The following is an 18852-nucleotide window of genomic DNA, read 5'->3' on the forward strand; positions in this document are numbered from 1 at the left end:
CCCGGCGAGCAGACGCCTGCAACGCTCGCGGATCAACTGCGTGGCACGCCGTCCTCCACCAATACCGCGATCGGCATGGCGCCCAGCGCATCGCGCAGATACAACAACCCATTCTCGTCGACCTTCGGCGCAGCGGGACTCAGCCAGTCGAATAGCGCTCTCGCGGACAGATCGGACGGCATCTCCACCGCCGTGTCCTCCCATTTCGCGGGATCGACCATCGGCACGTTGCCTTCCTCACCGAGCAAACCGGCAGCGAGCCTGCTCGCCACCACCACGGCCCAGGCATTGCCATGGCGGCGCGCGAACGCGATCACATTCGACGCGTGCTTACCGCGCACGGCGAGCGGCAGATATTCGCTTTGACTCAGCAACTCCGGCAAATGCGCCCGCAGCGCGAGCACGCGCTGCACCACCGCGAGCTTCACGCGTCCATCATGCCAGGTCGACAGGAATTCGGACGGCGGAGTCTGCGCGAGCCACGCCTCGCGTTTGGCGAAATCGACGGGCCGGCGGTTGTCCGGATCGACCAGACTGAAGTCCCACAACTCGGTGCCTTGATAAAGATCGGGAATCCCAGGCGACGCCAACCGCAGCAGCGTCTGCTGCAAGCTATTGAGCGCACCTGCACGGCCGATTCGCGCGGCGAACGCGGACAACTCCTTCAGGAAACCGTCACGCCGCTGCGGCGCCAGAATGTCGAACAGGAAATCGCGGCAACCGGCTTCGTATGGTTCGTCTGGAGCGAGCCAGTTGGTTTGCAGCTTGGCCTCGCGCAACGCCTTCAGCTGCCATTGCGCGACGCGTTCGGCGAGTTCCTTCACCCCGGCTTCGTCGTCCGGTTGCAGATCCGGCGGCCAGCAGCCCACCAGCGTCTGATACAGCATCGCCTCGGCGGCGGGACCGGGCGCCCAGTCGTAGCTCGTGTCCTGGCCGACGCTGCTGACCGGCTTGCCGTCGAGCGCCCGACGATGCGGCGCATTCAGCGTGGACCACGCGCGCAGTGTCGCGCTCCAGTCCTGCGCAATCTCGCTCAACACAGCGAGCCGCGCACGCACGTCTTCGCCACGTTTGTGATCGTGCGTGGCGGTCGCGAGCATGGCGTGAGGGAAGCGCTGCGACCGCTCCAGATTCGACGCGTGAAACTGCTCGACCGACAACGCAAACTCGCCCGGGTCCGAGCCGACTTCGTTGCGCGACAGCAGCCGGCCATAGCGATAACACGCCGTGTCCTCCACCGCCTTCGCGGCAACCGGCGCAGTCAACTGCGAAAACAGCGTCTGCGCGGTGCGTCCCGCGGAACCGGCATGGCTCGGCGGCGCACCGTTCTGGTTTTGCTGTTGCGGCGCGCCGCTTCGTCCGGCCGGCGCCTCTTCGGCGCTGCCGCCAAGCCACGCGTTCACACGCTCGAGCGCGACATGGTCCGCGCGAGCCAGCGACCGTCTCGCGCCCTCCAAAGCCTGGTCGAAATAGACGTTATCCGCCGTGCTGCGCAGACCGTTCTGCGGATAGATTCGATACACCGGAAAATGCACGACCAGTTCGGTCAGCACACGCCGCAGGGTGGTGAAGGTGAAATCGCGCGTGGTCAGCGAATCGCGCGCAATGCGATGCAACGCACGTGCAGCGCGGTCGAGTTCCGCCGAAAGGTTTTCCGCGAGAATCTTGCGGCGCGCGGCGAGGGCTTCGTCGGCGAAACGCGGGCTGCGGCCGGTCAGTTCGGTCCATGTCTGCGCGAGCGGCTCGGCGCCGGCCGGATCGTGCAGCAGCGCACCCACGTCGTTCATGAAGTCGTAGCCGGTCGTGCCGTCCACCGGCCAATCGTCGCGCAGCGGTTCGCCACGGCCAAGAATCTTTTCGACCACCACGTACGGGGCGCTGTCGCGAAGTTCGGTGAGACGTTGCCGCAAACGCTGACAGTACTCACGCGGCTCAGCGAGGCCGTCCACGTGGTCGATGCGCAAGCCGTCCACCACGCCTTCCTGATACAGACGGAAGGGCAGCGCATGCACGGCCTCGAACACTTCGGGCCGCTCCACACGCACGCCGGCAAGCGTGGAGATATCGAAGAAACGCCTCCAGTTCACCTCGTCGGATGCGGTGCGCCACCACGCCAGGCGGAAGTGTTGCCGCTCGATCAGACGATGCAGGCGGTCACGCGTGACCGGGTCGTTCGGAGAATACGTTTCCAGTACGAACTCGATCGCCAAGCCGCCGTTCTGCGCGACGAACTCGCGCAGCATGTCGCGGCCTTCAGCGGCGCGCGGATGATCGGCGGGCTGAGTCGTGAGGCCGTGGAAACGCTCGGCGAGGGCGGTGAGATCGGAGCGGTCGGCGCTTTGCAGGATCGACGCGTAATCGATCGGACACACTGGAAACACGTGCGGCCCGTAGCCGATATAAAAGCGCCCGATGTCAGCCGCGAAATGCAGTGCAATGCGGCCAGCCGCCAGTTCCTCGCCGTACGGCGCACCGAGCGTGGGCAGCAGCACCTTGCCGCGCAACGCCGGATCGGGCGAATGCCAGTCCACGTCGAAGTGGCGCGCGTAGGCGCTGTGACGGCCCCATTCGAGGATATCGAGCCACCAGGCATTGCTGGCGCCGCCGACGCCCATATGGTTCGGCACCGTGTCGATGATCAGTCCCATGTCGTGCGCGCGCAGCTTGTCGACGAGGCGCCTGAGGGCCGCCTCGCCGCCGCATTCGGCGCTGACCTGGGTGTAATCGACGGTGTCGTAGCCGTGCATGGAACCCGGCTCGGCCGTCGTGATGGGCGACGCGTACACGTGGCTGATGCCGAGCGCGGCGAAGTATTCGACGTGCTTCGCGGCATCGTCGAACGTAAAGCCTCGGTGAAACTGGAGGCGAAGCGTGGAGCGCGGGACGGTCATGGCGTATCAGGCTCCGAAGAAGCGTTGGAAGCAGGAACTGAAGCAGCGGCGGCGCGGCGCTCGCGATCCACCGCGAGCAGGCGGTCGCAGAAGCTGTCGTCCTCGAACAATTCGTCAATCGGCAAGGTGACGCGGCGGCGCCAGTTCGGATGCTCGTCGATCGAGCCGGGCAGATTCGGCTGCTCGACCTGCGCGAGCAGATCCTCGAGCGGAAAGGTCACCAGCGGGCCGGGCGTCGCGGCCACGAAGGCGAGCGCTTCGTCCACGGGCGCGCTGTCGGGTGGCGGCGCGGGAATGTCGTTCGCGGCCACGCCGGCTTGCTGGAACGCGCGCCACAACAACGCGCGGTCTTTCGCGCGCTCTTGCTGGGCAACTTCCTCGGGGTCGCGGCCGTCGGCGCGCGCCAGCGTCTGGCCGATCCGGTTGCGCCACGTGATGTCGCTGCCGCGCCACCAGCCGGCTACCGTCGGCAGATCGTGCGTGGTGGTGGTGCCGACCGCATTGCGGTCCCAGGCGGAAGGCGGCTTGAAACCCTTGCCGTCGTGCGCGCTTTCGAACCACAGCACGCGAATGCCCGCAATGCCGTGTTCTTCGAGCCGCTCGCGAAAGCCGGGCGGCACGGTGCCGAGATCCTCGCCGATCACGATCGCGCGATGCCGCCACGATTCGAGCGCGATCAGACGCAGCAGGTCTTCGAGCGGATAGCGCAAGTACGCGCCGTTGCGCGCGCTTTCGCCTTCGGGCACGAGCCACAGCCGCCGTAAGCCGAGAATATGGTCGATGCGGATGCCGCCGGCATGCGCGAAGGCCGCGCGCAGCATGTCGATGAAGGCGGAAAAGCCTTGCATGCGCATGGCGCGCGGGGAGAAGGTGGTGAGCCCCCATGCCTGGCCGGCCTGATTGAACAGATCGGGCGGCGCGCCGACCGACACGCCTTGCAGCATGTCGTCGCGGTACGACCACGCATGACTGCCAGCGCTATCGCAGCCGACCGCGAGATCGGCGATCAGACCGACGGACATGCCGGCATCGCGCGACGCGTGCTGCGCGTGCGACAAGCCCTTGGCCGCGAGCCACTGCAGAAACCGATGGAAATCGACCTCGTTGCGATGGGCCTCGGCGAAAGCTTCGACTTCCGGGCTGCGTGGATCGCGCAACGCCTCGGGCCAATTACGCCAATGTCCATTGCCGCCTTCTTGCGAGAGTTGCGCCGCCTGCAGCGCTTCGAAGCGCGCGTGATCTTCGAGCGCGCGTCCGGCACGTTCGCAGAAGCCGTGAAATTCCAGCGCGCGAGCCGTGTTCTGCGCGCGATCGTTCGCGCAGAAATGCTCGTACAGAGCGCGCAAAACCTTGAGCTTCAATACCACCGCGTTCGGCCAGTCGATCAACGGCAAGTCTTCGAGTTTCGACCAGGCGTCGGCGGCCTGCGCGGCTTCAAGCGCCGCGTGGAACGCGTCTGTGCCGAATACGGCGGCGGCGTCGATATGCGTGACGTTCAACCACAACCGCGACGACGGCGAGTACGGACTGAAGCGGTTCGGCTCCGCGCTGAACATCGCGTGAGTCGGGCTGACGGCGAGCGCATGCGCGCCACGTTTCGCGCTTTCGACGGCCATCTGTGCCAGCGCCGAATAGTCGCCGATGCCACCATCGCCGATGCGGCGCAAGCCATATAACTGCGCGGCGATGCCCCACAGCGGCGGCACGGGCGCATCGTTGCCGGCGTCGTCATCGTGCAGCGTGCGCCACGCGTCGGCGACGGTGTAGCAGCGCGGCGGCGCGACGGCGAGCGTCACGCGCTGCTCGTTGATCACGAGCGCGTGATAGCCGGGCTCGTCGATCGGTGCAAGCAAGGCTTCCTCGCCTTTGGGCGCCGTAAACCGGCCGTCGATGATCGAGCCGCTTTCGAGTTCGATCCGATAGTGGCTGCCCGACTTGATCGCCGCGGCGGGCAGGGCGATGCCGCGCCCCACTTCCGCGGTCATCAGGGGCGGCAGTTTGCGGCCGGACAGTTCGGCCTCCAGAGCAGCGGAACTCTGGCGGATTTGCGTGGCGTTGCCGCACGGCAAACCCATCCGTTCGAGCAGCACGGCAAGCGTGGTCTCGGGCACATGCTGCGTCGTATGGTGTGCGTCCTGCCACTCCACCTCGAAGCCGGCGCGCGAGGCGAGAGTGACGACGGTGTCGTGATGGCGTCGGGTTGTCACGCGTGGCGCTCCTGTTGGCCTGCAATGCGCGCATCGTGGTGGATCGCATAGTCGCTCACGTCGCCGGTCAGCCACGCGACGAACGCGTGCGACGGCAAGACGTCGACGTCGACCTGTTCGCGCACGCGCGGCGGCGTTTCGAAAATCACTTTGCCGGCCGGCGTCCCGGTCAACGCGACGTTCTCTTTCGAGAGATTCAGCGCCACCGACAACGTCTCGCCGTCAGCGAGTTTCCAGCGGGCGATCAGCGCATTGGCATCGCCGCCGTTCGCTGCGTTCAGCACGGTCACGCCGCATGCCTTGCTATGTTTCAGGCGCGGTGTGATCAATTTGGCGCGGACCGCCAGCGCGGATTTGTAGAAGTGCATCCAGTCGAGCCGGTCTTTCGCTTCTTCGTCGTTGTGCTGCGGTGTTTCATCCGGCGCGGGCGGCGACGATGCAGCGAACGTCTTTACGTCGTTCGGATCGGGAATCTGCGCGCGCCGTTTCTCGTCGCTGAACGACGAAAAGCGCGCGAATTCGCGGCGCCGGCCTTCGCGGACCGCATCGGCGAGGTCGCCCTGGTAGTCGGTGAAAAACAGGAAGGGCTGCGTCGAGCCGTATTCCTCGTCCATGAATAGCAGCGGGATTTGCGGCGACAGCAGGAGCAAGCCGGTGGCGGCGCGCAGCGCATCGTCCGAGGTCAGCTTGCGCAGGCGCTCGCCGAACGCGCGGTTGCCGATCTGATCGTGGTTCTGCAGGAACATCACGAACGAGGTTGGCGGTAAATGGCCGCTCGCTTCGCCGCGTGGCTTGCCGTCGTGAATCGGCGACGGGTCGCCCTGATACGCGAAGCCTTCCGACAGCACGCGCGCGAGGCGGCGGATCGGCTGGTCCTCATACGCGTGGTAATAGCCTTCCGTTTCGCCGGTCAACAGCACGTGCAAGGTGTTGTGCGCGTCGTCGTTCCACTGTGCGTCGAAATGCGTGTCCAGCAGGCTCGCACTGTTGTGCTCGTTTTCCAGCACCAGATGCACATGGCGGCCGTGCTGCACTTTCGCGCGGATATGATCGGACAATTCGCGCAGCCACGCATGATTGTCGATGGCGTGGACCGCGTCGAAACGCAGGCCGTCGATACGATATTCGTTGATCCAGTAAATGGCGTTGTCCGTAAAGAAATCGCTCACTTCACTGCGCTCGAAATCGATTGCCGGCCCCCACGGCGTGTGCGTGCCTTCGCGGAAAAACGAGCGGGCGTACTCATGCAGATAATTGCCGTCCGGTCCGAAGTGGTTGTAGACCACGTCGAGAAACACCATGAGGCCGAGACCGTGCGCGGCGTCGATCAGCGCTTTCAGATCTTCGGGGCGGCCGTATGCGGAGTCGGGCGCGTACGGCAACACGCCGTCGTAGCCCCAATTGTGCTTGCCGGGAAAGTCGTTCAGCGGCATCAGCTCGATGGCGGTGACGCCGAGCGCGGCGAGCGCCGGCAGGCGTTTCTGCACGCCCGCGTAACCGCCCATCGCGCCGACGTGCAATTCGTACAGCACGGTTTCTTCCCAGGGCCGGCCATACCAGTCCGTGTGTTCCCAGCGGTACGCGCGCGGATCGATGACTTCGCTCGGTCCATGCACGTCTTGCGGCTGGAAGCGCGAAGCCGGATCGGGCACCGCATGTTCGCCGTCGAGCCGGAAGCGGTACAACGTGCCCGCGCCGCTGTCGATAGCGGTCTCGAACCAGCCATTGCCGGCGGGCGTCATTTCGTGTGCGCCTTGGGCGGGTCCGTTTTCGATTTCCACCTGAACGTGCTTGCACGAAGGCGCCCAGAAGCGAAACCGCGTGCGCGGTTTCGTGCCCGCCGCGCCGATGAGCTGCGCGCCGAACGGCAAACAATGCGCGTAATGATGCGCATGGGGATCAATCGGACTTTCGGACATGATTCGTCACCATTCAATTTTACTTTCGAGCCGCGTATTGACGTGCCGATCGCAATCGCGATACCTGACGCGCAATGAAGCGACCGCCCTGCCTGTTCCGTTGTCTCGCCGCCGCCGCGGTCTAAGCGGTCGGCGATGCGTCGCCAATGGGCGGATGCGCACCCGGATCGGGCGGAAGCGCCGTCAGAAGCCGTGGCCCGTGCTGCGGGCCGGGTTTCCAGCCCGCCTGCCAGTCCGCTTCGCCCACCGGTTGCGCGGCCAGCATCACGAGGCTATGCGCCGCCACTTCGACCTCTGACACCGCCAGCCGGTGCGGCGCGCTCTCCGGTTCAGCAGTGTCTAACAGCACATGCCATTCCAGGTGCGGAGCGGGAGGCGAAAACCGCAGTGTTTTATCGTTGGCGTTGAGCATCATCAACAATACTTCTGTTTCGCCGTTCAAGCCTGGTCCGGCGCGACGCAATGTGAACGCGCGGCCCTCGGGATCCTGCCAGGCTTCGATCGTGAGCGGATCGCCGCGTTCGTCGAACCAGCCGACGTCGAACAGGCCAGGCAACACTTCTCGATCGCCGAACAAAAAGCGCGTTTCCCGCAACAGCGGATGCTGCTTGCGCAGCGCGATCACGCGCGCCACGAACGCGCTCATCTGACGGCCGTCCGGCGATTCCGCGCGTTCCCAGTCGAGCCATGACATTTCGTTGTCCTGGCAGTACGCATTGTTGTTGCCGTGCTGCGTGCGCAGCGATTCGTCGCCGGCCAGCATCATCGGCGTGCCGAGCGCCATCAACAGCGTGGCGATCAGCGAGCGGGCCACGCGCTTGCGGGTGGCGAGAATCGCGGGATCGTCGGTCTCGCCCTCGGCGCCCCAATTGCGGCTGCAATTCTCGTTGTGGCCGTCGTTGTTGTCCTCGCGATTCGCTTCGTTGTGCTTCTGCTCGTAGGCGGTTACGTCGGCCAACGTAAAACCGTCATGCGACGTGACAAAATTGACCGACGCCCACGGCTTCCTGAAGCGTCGGTTGAACAAATCGGCCGAGCCGGTCAGGCGCGCGGCGAGATCGGGCCGCAAGCCGGCGTCGCCGCGCCAGAAACGGCGCACGGTGTCGCGAAAACGATCGTTCCATTCGCCGAAGCCGGGCGGATGATTGCCGAGCTGATAACCGCCCGGCCCGATATCCCACGGTTCGGATATCAGCTTGCGTTGCGACAGGATCGGGTCCTGACGCAACGCGTCGAAGAAGCCGGAGCCGGGATCGAAGCCGTGTTGCTCGCGGCCGAGCGTGACGCCGAGATCGAAACGGAAACCGTCGATATTGAATGCCGTGGACCAGTAGCGTAGCGAATCCATCACCATTTGCAGCACGCGCGGATGCGGCAGATTCACGGTGTTGCCGCAGCCGGTGTCGTTGATATGGTGACGCTCGTCGCCGGGAATCAGCCGGTAGTAGCTGGCGTTATCGAGGCCGCGCCACGACACGGTCGGGCCCATCTCGTTGCCTTCGCAGGTGTGGTTGTAGACCACGTCGAGAATCACCTCGATGCCGGCCGCGTGCAACTGGCGCACGGCAATGCGCATTTCGTCGAGCCGGTGCGTGCTCAGGTAAGACGGCTCGGGCGCAAAAAAGGCCGCTGTGTTGTAGCCCCAGTAGTTGCGCAGACCGCGTTCCACCAGAAAGCGGTCGTTGAGAAACGCATGCACGGGCAGCAATTCGACGGCGGTCACGCCGAGTTTCAGCAGGTGGTCGATGAACTCCGGCGAAGCCAGCGCCGCGAACGTGCCGCGCTCGTGCTGGCGCAAATCGGCGCGCAGCATCGACGCGCCGCGCACATGCGTTTCGTAGACGATGGTTTCGCCCCACGGCACGTTCGGCCGCTTGTCGTGCGACCAGTCGAATGCTTCGTCGATCACCACGCACTTCGGCATGGCGGGCGCGGAATCGCGCCGGTCGATGGAAAGATCCGCGCGATTCGAATGCACGCGATAACCGAACAGCGCGTCCGACCAGCGAAACTGTCCGACCAGCTTGCGCGCGTAAGGATCGAGCAGCAGCTTGTGCGGGTTGAAGCGATGCCCATGCTGCGGCTGATACGGCCCGTGCGCGCGAAACCCGTAGGCGGTGCCCGGATGCGCGTTGGGCAGGTAGCCGTGCCAGACTTCGTCGGTGCATTCGGGCAGTGTGAAGCGGCGGATTTCCTTGCGCCCGGTGGGATCGAACAGGCAAAGCTCGATTTTCTGCGCGTTCGCCGAGAACACCGCAAAGTTGACGCCGAGGCCATCCCAGCTGGCGCCGAGCGGATAGGGCGAGCCGGGCAGAAGCCGGTCGGGCATTGCATGCGACATGATTCCCCTTCCTGTTCTGATTGTTGAACGCTATCGTGGGACTTCATGCAACGAGCGCGCGGCGCGCAATGTCGCACGCCGCGCGCTCGCCTTACAGCAGTTGCGTCAATCCGCGCGCAATACGATCGTGGCGAGCGGCGGCAGCGTCAGTGCGGCGGAATGCGGCCAGCCGTGGCTCGATTGCGAGTCGGTATGGATCAGCCCGGCGTTGCCCATGTTCGAGCCGCCGTACACACCGGCGTCCGTATTGAGCACTTCCGCCCAGCGTCCGGCGCGCGGCATGCCGATCCGGTAACCGACCCGCGGCACCGGCGTCATATTGCACACTACGACGACTTCGCGGCCGGCGCCATCGGTGCGGCGATACGCGAAGACGCTGTTGCCGCTGTCGTCGCCGATCAGCCATTCGAAGCCGCCCGGCTCGCAATCGAGCAGATACAGGGCGGGCTCGTCGCTATACAGGCGGTTCAGGTCGCGCACCAGCTTCTGCACGCCATGGTGGTTCGCATCGTCGAGCAGATGCCAATGCGGCGACGCATCGTGATCGAATTCCGCCAACTGGCCGAATTCGCCGCCCATGAACAGCAGCTTCTTGCCCGGATGCGTCCACATGAAACCGAAGTACGCGCGCAGGTTGGCGAACTTTTGCCACCTGTCGCCGGGCATCTTGCCGAGCAGCGAACCCTTGCCATGCACCACTTCGTCGTGCGACAGCGGCAGCACGAAGCGCTCCGAATACGCGTACACCATCCCGAAGGTCATGTTGTGGTGATGGTATTGACGGTAGACCGGGTCTTCTTCCATGTAGTGCAGCGTGTCGTGCATCCAGCCCATATTCCACTTGAACTGGAAGCCGAGGCCGCCGTCTTCGACACGCGCCGTCACGCCCGGCCACGCCGTCGATTCCTCGGCGATCGTGATCGCGCCCGGCACGCCCGGCACGTAGCCGACTTCGTGATTCAGCCGCTTCAGGAACGCGATCGATTCGAGGTTCTCGCGACCGCCGTAAATGTTCGGCACCCACTGGTCGGCGGCGCGCGAATAGTCGCGGTATAGCATCGACGCGACCGCGTCCACGCGCAAACCGTCGACGTGATAGCGCTTCAGCCACGCTAGCCCCGAGGCGATCAGGAACGCGCTCACCTCGTGGCGGCCGAGGTTGTAGATCATCGTGTTCCAGTCCTGGTGATACCCCTCGCGCGGGTCGGCGTGCTCGTAGAGCGGCGTGCCGTCGAAATCGATCAGACCGTGCGCGTCGTTCGGAAAGTGCGCGGGCACCCAGTCGAGAATCACGCCGAGTCCGGCCTCATGCGCCTTGTCGACGAATCTCGCGAACTGCTCGGGTTTGCCGAAGCGCGCGGAAGGCGCGAATTGCCCGAGCGGCTGATAGCCCCACGAGCCGCCGAACGGATGCTCGGCAATCGGCATGAACTCCACATGCGTGAAGCCCATGCTTTTCACGTACGGAATCATCCGCTCCGCGAGTTCATCCCAATCGAGCGCGCGCTGGCCTTCTTCCGCGACGCGCAACCAGGATTCGGCGTGTACTTCGTAGATCGAAATCGGCGAGCGCGGGGTCTGTTTGCCGGCGCGCGACTGAATCCATTCGTGGTCGCTCCACGGAAACTGTTCGACCTCGTCGACGTGCGCCACGATGGACGCCGTGCCCGGTGGCTTCTCCGTTTGCATCGCGCAGGGATCGGCTTTCAAAGGCAGCGGATGGCCGTCGCGCGACAGCAGTTCGTATTTGTAGCGCGTGCCCGGCCCGACACGCGGCACGAACAATTCCCATACGCCGGCCTGATGCCGCAGCCGCATCGGATGACGGCGGCCGTCCCACGCATTGAAGTCGCCCACCACCGAGACGCGCCGCGCGTTCGGCGCCCACACGGCGAAGCGCACGCCCGGCACGCCGTCCACTTCCATCGGACGGGCGCCGAGGCATTCGAGCACCGCGTAAGGATCGCCGCCGGCGAGGCGCCCGAGCGGTTCGTCGCCGAGAACGGGACCGAACGCATACGTGTCTTCGATTTCCTGCACCACGCCGTGCCAGTCGATGCGCAAACGGTAGGGCGCGGCGGACGTCACACGGCCGGCAAACAGCCCCGGTCGCAACTGCTCGAGCTCGCCGAGCAGCGCACCGTCGGCGCGCGAAATCACGCTGACGTGCGTGGCGTTCGGCAACAGCGCGCGCACCACCGGACCCGCGTCCGTGTGATGCAGCCCGAGCTGCGAAAAAGGATCGGGGTGGCGCGCTTCGACGAGGGCGTCGATATCGAGCGGTTGGAGGCCCGCGGCCGGATCATGCTCACTCATAGTCGCCCTCGGCCGGATTAGGCGGTGTGGCGGCGCCTGACGCCTGGGTTGAGGAATCGTGACCTGGCGTGCCGGTGTCTCCGAGCAAACGGCTCGTGAGCGCGGCGAGGCCGCGGATTGGCAAGCTGAGCCACGTCGGCCGGTTGGCCGCTTCGTAACGGATTTCGTAGGCGGCTTTTTCGATCAGGAACAGATCGAGCAAAGCCTGCTCGGCTTCGGGCGCGACGAGCGGCGTCGGCGCTTCAGCGGCGGCCGCACGGTACTCGCTGAGGAACGTGTCGGCGGCATGCGCGCGGAACCGGTCGAACAGCGCGCGCTTGCGGTCGGCGGTCTGTTGCGGCGCGGCTTCCGTGGTGGACTGTGCCGCCGCGCTCGCATACGACAGCGAGCGCATCAGACCGGCCACGTCACGCAACGGGCTCGACTTCTGACGACGCTCTTCGAGCGTGCGTGCCGGCTCGCCTTCGAAATCGATCAGATACGCGTCGCCCTGCGCGACCAGCACCTGGCCGAGATGGAAGTCGCCGTGAATGCGAATGCGCAGCGCGCCCGCGTCGGCGGAAACCAGCTTGTCGATGGCGGCGACCAACGCCGCACGGCGGTCGATCAGGCTTTGCGCCAGCGCCCTGGTTTCCGGATCGGTCATCTGCGCGATGCGCGGTGCGAGCAGATCCAGCGCGCTGGCAAGCATCGCCTGCGTGCCGCCGATCCATGCCTTCACCTGCTCCGCGCTGGCGGGCTCCGGCGCGAACGCCGGGTCGTCCGTCGGCGACGCGAGCGCCACGTGCAGTTCGCCCAGCCTTCTGCCGATAATGCCGGCCAACGCGCTGTAACCCTCCATCAGGATCGATTCGTTGGCGCGGTCCGGCGCCGACTGCGCCTCGGTATCGACGGCGATGGCGAGTTCGTCCACCGAGCGGCGCAGATAGTCGAGCGACCAGTTCCAGGCGTCGCCCTGATTGTCGATGAAGCCTTGCAGGATACAGAGCGTATGCGGCACGCCTTCCGGATCGACGCGCACCACTTCGCCATACAGCGGCGCGGTGTTCGCGTAGCCCAACTGCGTCAGGTAGCGGCTGATCTCGGCTTCGGGATGAACGCCGCTCACAAGGCGGCGCACCAGCTTCAGCACGGCGGCGTCGGCGATGATCAGCGAACTGTTGCTCTGCTCCGCCGCGAGCCAGCGGATCTCCGGGCGCTCGCCGAGTCCTTCGAGTTCGGCGAAACGTTCGGTCGGCAGGAACCTGATTTCGCTCTTCTGCACGGTCGGCACCACGGCGCGTTCGCGCAGCTTGCGCATGACGCCATGAGCGAAGATCGGCAAAGCGAACGCGTCCGTCAGATGACCGACGTTGCGGCCGCGTCGCACGCGTGCCAATGCCAGTTGCTTGAATAGCGGGAAGGTGGTTTCGCCCCCCCACGTAATCGCGATCGGCACCACGTAGCGCTCGGTATGCTTGCCCACGTCCGCTTCGATTTCGGTAAACGCAAAACCGCCGTTCGGAATCGTGGTCAACGCCGCGAGCCGCACCGTATTGAGCTTCTGATCCTTCGATGCAAACCAGCGGCGCCGGCTCAGCCATGAAGGCAGCACTTCCGATTCGAGCAAGCGCACGTTCTCCGGCGTCGGACCGACCTGGCCTTCGCGAATCACGATCGTGACGAACTCCGGCAGCGGTTCCGAAGGCGCTTGCGCCCAGGTAGGACGCTGACCACCGGGACACAGCATGAACCACAGGAAGCCATACGGCGGGAACGTCAGCAGATAGGTCAGTTGGCCGATCGGCGGAAACACGGAGTCCGCCGTCATTTCGATCGGCACGGAACCGTCGAATTCGGACAGATCGAGTTCCACCGCTTGCGGCGCACGCGAGAGGTTCGCCACGCAGAGAATCGGCGGCTCGCCCGGCATCTCGCGCAGATACGCGAGAATCTTGCGGTTTTCCGGCTTCAGGAAACGGATCGTGCCGCGTCCGAAAGTCTGCTTCGCGCGACGCGTGGCAAGCATGCGCCGCGTCCAGTTCAGCAGCGAATGCGGGTCGCGGCTTTGCGCTTCCACATTGACCGCGTCGAAGCCATACAGCGAGCCCATGACCGGCGGCAGCACCAGTTGCTCGGGGTCGGCGCGTGAAAAACCGCCGTTGCGATCCGACGACCACTGCATCGGCGTGCGCACGCCGTCGCGGTCGCCGAGGTGAATGTTGTCGCCCATGCCGAGTTCGTCGCCGTAATAGATCACGGGCGTGCCGGGCATGGAGAGCAGCAGCGAATTGATCAGCTCGATGCGGCGGCGGTCGCGCTCCATCAGCGGCGCGAGGCGGCGGCGAATGCCGAGGTTCAGGCGCGCGCGGCGATCGCTCGCGTAGGTGTTCCACAGGTAGTCGCGCTCCGAATCCGTGACCATTTCCAGCGTCAGTTCGTCGTGATTGCGCAGGAAAATCGCCCACTGGTTCGTTTCGGCGAGGTCCGGCGTTTGCCGCATGATGTCGGTGATCGGGAAGCGGTCTTCGCTCGCAATCGACATGTAGATGCGCGGCATCAGCGGGAAGTGGAAGGCCATGTGGCATTCGTCTTCGTCGCCGAAATATTCCTTCACGTCTTCCGGCCACTGGTTGGCCTCGGCGAGCAGCATCCGGTTCGGATATTCGGCGTCGATGGTGGCGCGGATCTTCTTGAGCACCGCGTGCGTTTCCGGCAGGTTCTCGTTGTTCGTGCCTTCACGTTCCACCAGATACGGCACCGCGTCGAGCCGCAGCCCGTCGATGCCCATATCGAGCCAGAAGCGCATGACCTGCAGCACCTCCTTGAGCACGGCCGGATTGTCGAAATTCAGATCGGGCTGGTGCGAGTAGAAGCGGTGCCAGTAATACGCGCCCGCCACGGGATCATGCGTCCAGTTGGACGGCTCCGAGTCGATGAAAATGATCCGCGTTTCCTGATACTTCTGATCCGTGTTGGACCACACATAATAGTTGCGATGGTTCGAACCCGGTTTCGCGCGGCGTGCGCGCTGAAACCACGGGTGCTGGTCCGACGTGTGGTTGATCACCAGTTCGGTAATCACGCGAATGCCGCGTGCGTGCGCTTCCTGAATGAAGCGCTTCACGTCGGCAATCTGACCGTAGTCGGGGTGCACGTTGCGGTAATCGGCGATGTCGTAACCATCGTCGCGCCGTGGCGACGGATAGAACGGCAACAGCCAGATCGCGTTCACGCCGAGCTCGGCGATGTAGTCGAGCTTCGCGATCAGGCCGGGGAAGTCGCCGACGCCGTCGTTATTCGCGTCGAAGAACGACTTGATGTGCACCTGATAAATGATCGCGTCTTTGTACCAGAGCGGATCGTCGCTCAAGGCCGCGGGCTTGCCTCGCCGATGCGCGCGCGCTTTCGCGGCGCCGCCGGTGGCGGCGCTCGTGTGAGCCTGCGACGAGGTTTGGGCTGGATCGTCACGCTTCATGTCGCACCTTCCGTTGGGGTTGGGTTGCCAGCGTCTGCGTGATAGTCGCTGTCGGCTTCATCCGGCCGTTCGGCGGGCAGGCCGCCGAGCGGCGCGATGCGCCAGATCGAGAACGGCTGACCCGACCCGAGCTGGACGTGTTGCCAGCGGCCGTGCCATTCGAAGCGCGCGCCGGTCATCTGATCGGTGAGTTCCAGCGGGCCATGATCGTGCAGATTCCATTTCTGGAAAGTCTCCCACGACAATTCGATATCCGCGCCCTGTTCGTTGAACGGGTCGAGATTGATCGCCACGACAATGACGTTATCGCGTGATTCGGTCGCTTTCTCGAAGACTAGAACGTTGTCGTTGTGCGCGGTCAGGAACGTCAGGCCGAGATGCGTCTGCAGTGCCGGGTTCGCACGGCGAATCCGGTTCAGCGCAGTAATCTCGGGGACGATGTTGCCCGGCCGGTTCCAGTCCCACGCACGCAATTGATACTTCTCGGAGTCGAGATATTCCTCGCTGTTCGGCAGCGCGGCGGCTTCGCATAGCTCGAAACCGCTATATACGCCCCACAAACCGGCCAGCGTCGACGCGAGCGCCGCGCGAATCAGAAAGCCCGTGCGGCCCTGCGATTGCAAATGCCGCGGGTTGATATCCGGCGTATTGACGAAGAAGTTCGGCCGGTAGGAATCGCGCGCGCCGGTCTGCGTGAGCTCGGTCATGTACTCGATGAAATCGCGCTTGGTTTCCCGCCACGTGAAGTACGTGTACGACTGCGAGAAGCCGATCTTGCCCAGCCGGTTCATCATGCGCGGCCGCGTGAAGGCCTCGGCGAGGAAGATCGCATCGGGATAGCGCGCGCGCACGTCGCCGATCACCCACTCCCAGAACGGCAGCGGTTTGGTGTGCGGGTTGTCGATGCGGAAAATCCGCACGCCCGCTTCGATCCAGAACAGGAATACGTCGCGCAGTGCGAGCCATAAGTCGGGCTTGGCGTCGTGCGCATAAAAGTCGGGATTGACGATGTCCTGATACTTCTTGGGCGGATTCTCCGCGTAGCGCAGCGTGCCGTCGGGGCGCCACGCGAACCACGTTGGATGCTCCTTGAGCCACGGGTGATCCGGCGAGCACTGCACCGCGAAGTCGAGCGCGATTTCCAGGCCGTGCTCGTGCGCTGCGGCGAGCATCGCCTTGAAGTCGTCGAGCGTGCCCAACTGGGGATGCACGGCCGTATGGCCGCCTTCGACCCCGCCGATCGCATACGGGCTGCCGACGTCGCCCGGCTGCGCGGTCAGCGTGTTGTTGCGGCCCTTGCGATTCGCCACGCCGATCGGGTGAATCGGCGGGAAATACAGCACGTCGAAGCCCATGTCGCGAATGCGCGGCAGCTTCGTCGTGACATCGGCGAAGGTGCCGTGGCGCGATTCGTCGTCGCTCATCGAACGCGGGAAGATTTCGTACCAGCTCGCAAAGCGCGCGGCCGTGCGGTCCGCGTCGATCTTGTAGATGACGGGATCGCGGCTCAGGAATGGCCGATGGCGCGCGGCGGTCATCGCCTTCGCCGTGGTCGGCGCGAGCAGCAGCGCGAGCTTCGCTTCTGCGTCGGCTTTGGTGAATTCCTTGACGATATGTTCGAGCGGCGCCGTGACCGCGCCTTCCGAGGTTTCCACTTCGGCGAGCACCAGCGCGAACAGATGCGCGGCTTCGTCGAGTTCGAGTTCGACGGTTTGTCCCGCCTTCAGCTTCTTCTGAATATGCTCGACCAGCGACGCAAAGTCGTCGCGCCAGGCAATCACGGTGAATTCGTGACGGCCCATGCGTTCGAGCGGAATGCGCGCTTTCCAGATGTCGAGGCCGGCGGGTTGGGCCGGCGTCATTGGCACTTCATGCCATGCGGTTTCGTCGGCGGCGCGCCAGATGACGGCGGCAGCGATCTTGTCGTGACCTTCGGCGAAGATCGCGGCGGTGATTTCGGCACGTTCGCCCACGGTGCGCTTGGCCGCAAAGCGGCCGTTATCGACTGAGGGCGTGACGCTCTCGATCGCCACGCGCGGCGCGTTGATCGCTTCGATCACGGTCTTGCGGCCGCTGCGCTTGCTGTTCGCCTTGTCGATGGGCGGCGCGAGGCGGATCGGCTTCTCCGTGACCGCGCGGAACAGCCGAACCGCGCCGGGGGCGAGCGCGAACGGCGTGAGCGTGGCGGGCGAAGCGCTCGCGGCTGCGTCGAGCGGCACGAATCGCGTGAAGTTGCCCGGCACGCCCGCGAGAAAGCGTGCGGGATCGACGCGCACCGGCGCGCCGAGGTCGGGATTGACGGCGATCAGAACCGCTTCATCGGCCTCGCGCAGGTCGCGTTGGTCGGCGCGCAACAAGACGGCTGCGGGTGCGCCGGGCCCGCTCAGCGGGCGCAGTTCGCCGTTGGCGTGCAGTGTCTTCGTATTGGCCGCCGCCTGGTTCGCACGCGTGATGTGCTCCGAGAGATCGAATTGCTTCGCCCGCGCAGCGAGGGCGAACTGCGAAGCATCGCCGCGCGTTTGCGACATCGGCTCGTTGATGCCGTATTCGAAGCCCATCGGCATCATCCAGCCCGTGCCGAGCGCAACGGAGGTGTACAGCGCGCGCCGGTAAGCCCGTTCGACGATGGCGGCGTCGTGCGCATCGCTCAGCTCGGCGGCGAGGCGGATGCCGTAAGGCGCTTCGGGAAAGGCGATCGGCGCACCGATGCGCGCGAGCGCGGCGTGTTCTTCGACCATCCAGCTCGAGCGGAAGTCCCACCAGCGCACCGACGAGAACACACTGTCGAAGCCGGCGCGTTCGAGGCCCGGCAGATCGCCGCGTGACAGGCCGGGTGTGGCGGCGAGAAAGCGCACCTCGGGATGCTTCGCGCGAACCGCGTCGCCCAATTGCCGCCAGACGGCGCCCGGCACGCGGTGCGGCGAGTCGAACCGGAAGCCGCCCACCCCGGCGTCGGCGAGCGCCAGCAACTGCTGGGTCCACCAGCCGACCAATGCGGCGCTGCTGCGGGCGTCGTCGAAGTTCGCATATGCGACGTTGTCTTCGCGATGCACATGGCGCGGGTCGAGCCGCGCCTCTTCAGACTCGAATGGGTGGAACCAGTCGGCATGTTCGGCGTACAGGGCGCCATCGGCCGCGATCCGGTCGATCACCAGATCGACCAGCAAGGTCAGGCCGTTCTGGGCGGCGCCGTTCGCGAGCGTGCGAATCGCCTCAGTGGCGGGCTGCTGGGACTCGAATACGGGATGCAGACGGGCGTGAGTGCCGACCACCTGTCCGTGGCCGGCGCGTCCAGGCTCGAAGAGGCTGCCGATCAGCGCGTGATCGAAGCCCAGCGCGGCTGCGCGCGCGAACTGCGCAGGCCATGCATCGAGCGGCCCAACCAGAAGTGAATGAAAAAAGTAGATCCGCGGCGCGTACCCGTTGGGAGATTCCATCGATCGTTTCCAGATTCGTCCTGCTGCGGTGTGGATGCAATTGGCATGCGATCACAGCGCTCATTGGGCTTCCAGAGCCGGATACCGCGCGATGCAAGAAGCGAGGGCGCGTACTGGTCAATGTAGTGCAAAGATCGTCACGCCGCTGGCCAGTAAGGGGTGCTTTGACGCCAGGCGTCGATTGCACGAGCCGGCCAGATCGATTCGGAAGACGCAGCAAACGCTGTGCCAGTGCGGCTCGCAGAGAGCGGGGGATGGGTGGGCGAGCGTCCCGCAGTACGCTT

At 65.1% G+C, this 18852-nt stretch carries 7 protein-coding genes; all 7 read right to left on the minus strand.

Going from position 1 to position 18852, the window contains the following annotated elements; translation table 11 throughout:
- Positions 1-32 precede the first annotated feature (32 nt).
- The gene (gene treY, locus CJU94_RS29320; RefSeq protein WP_095422080.1) at positions 33-2891 is read right to left on the minus strand and encodes a malto-oligosyltrehalose synthase; all 2859 of its coding nucleotides are present in this window, start codon (positions 2889-2891) and stop codon (positions 33-35) included.
- Positions 2888-5098 carry a 4-alpha-glucanotransferase gene (gene malQ / locus CJU94_RS29325; protein WP_095422081.1) on the minus strand — a complete coding sequence of 737 codons (2211 nt, stop codon included), beginning with the start codon at positions 5096-5098 and terminating at the stop codon, positions 2888-2890. Before malQ ends, treY begins: the two co-directional genes overlap by 4 nt.
- The gene (gene treZ, locus CJU94_RS29330) at positions 5095-7017 is read right to left on the minus strand and encodes a malto-oligosyltrehalose trehalohydrolase (protein ID WP_095422082.1); all 1923 of its coding nucleotides are present in this window, start codon (positions 7015-7017) and stop codon (positions 5095-5097) included. Before treZ ends, malQ begins: the two co-directional genes overlap by 4 nt.
- A 121-nt stretch (positions 7018-7138) precedes the next feature.
- The gene (glgX, locus tag CJU94_RS29335) at positions 7139-9358 is read right to left on the minus strand and encodes a glycogen debranching protein GlgX (RefSeq protein ID WP_095422083.1); all 2220 of its coding nucleotides are present in this window, start codon (positions 9356-9358) and stop codon (positions 7139-7141) included.
- Positions 9359-9463: 105 nt separating this feature from the next.
- Positions 9464-11674 carry a 1,4-alpha-glucan branching protein GlgB gene (gene glgB / locus CJU94_RS29340; RefSeq protein WP_095422084.1) on the minus strand — a complete coding sequence of 737 codons (2211 nt, stop codon included), beginning with the start codon at positions 11672-11674 and terminating at the stop codon, positions 9464-9466.
- Positions 11667-15131: a maltose alpha-D-glucosyltransferase gene (gene treS, locus CJU94_RS29345; RefSeq protein ID WP_095422085.1), complete on the minus strand. Its 3465-nt coding sequence runs from the start codon at positions 15129-15131 to the stop codon at positions 11667-11669. The genes glgB and treS overlap by 8 nt, the downstream gene beginning before the upstream one ends.
- Positions 15128-18568 carry a maltotransferase domain-containing protein gene (locus tag CJU94_RS29350; protein ID WP_095422086.1) on the minus strand — a complete coding sequence of 1147 codons (3441 nt, stop codon included), beginning with the start codon at positions 18566-18568 and terminating at the stop codon, positions 15128-15130. The genes treS and CJU94_RS29350 overlap by 4 nt, the downstream gene beginning before the upstream one ends.
- Positions 18569-18852 lie beyond the last annotated feature (284 nt).

Origin of the sequence: Paraburkholderia aromaticivorans (assembly GCF_002278075.1) — a bacterium.
Taxonomy (GTDB): Bacteria; Pseudomonadota; Gammaproteobacteria; order Burkholderiales; family Burkholderiaceae; genus Paraburkholderia; species Paraburkholderia aromaticivorans.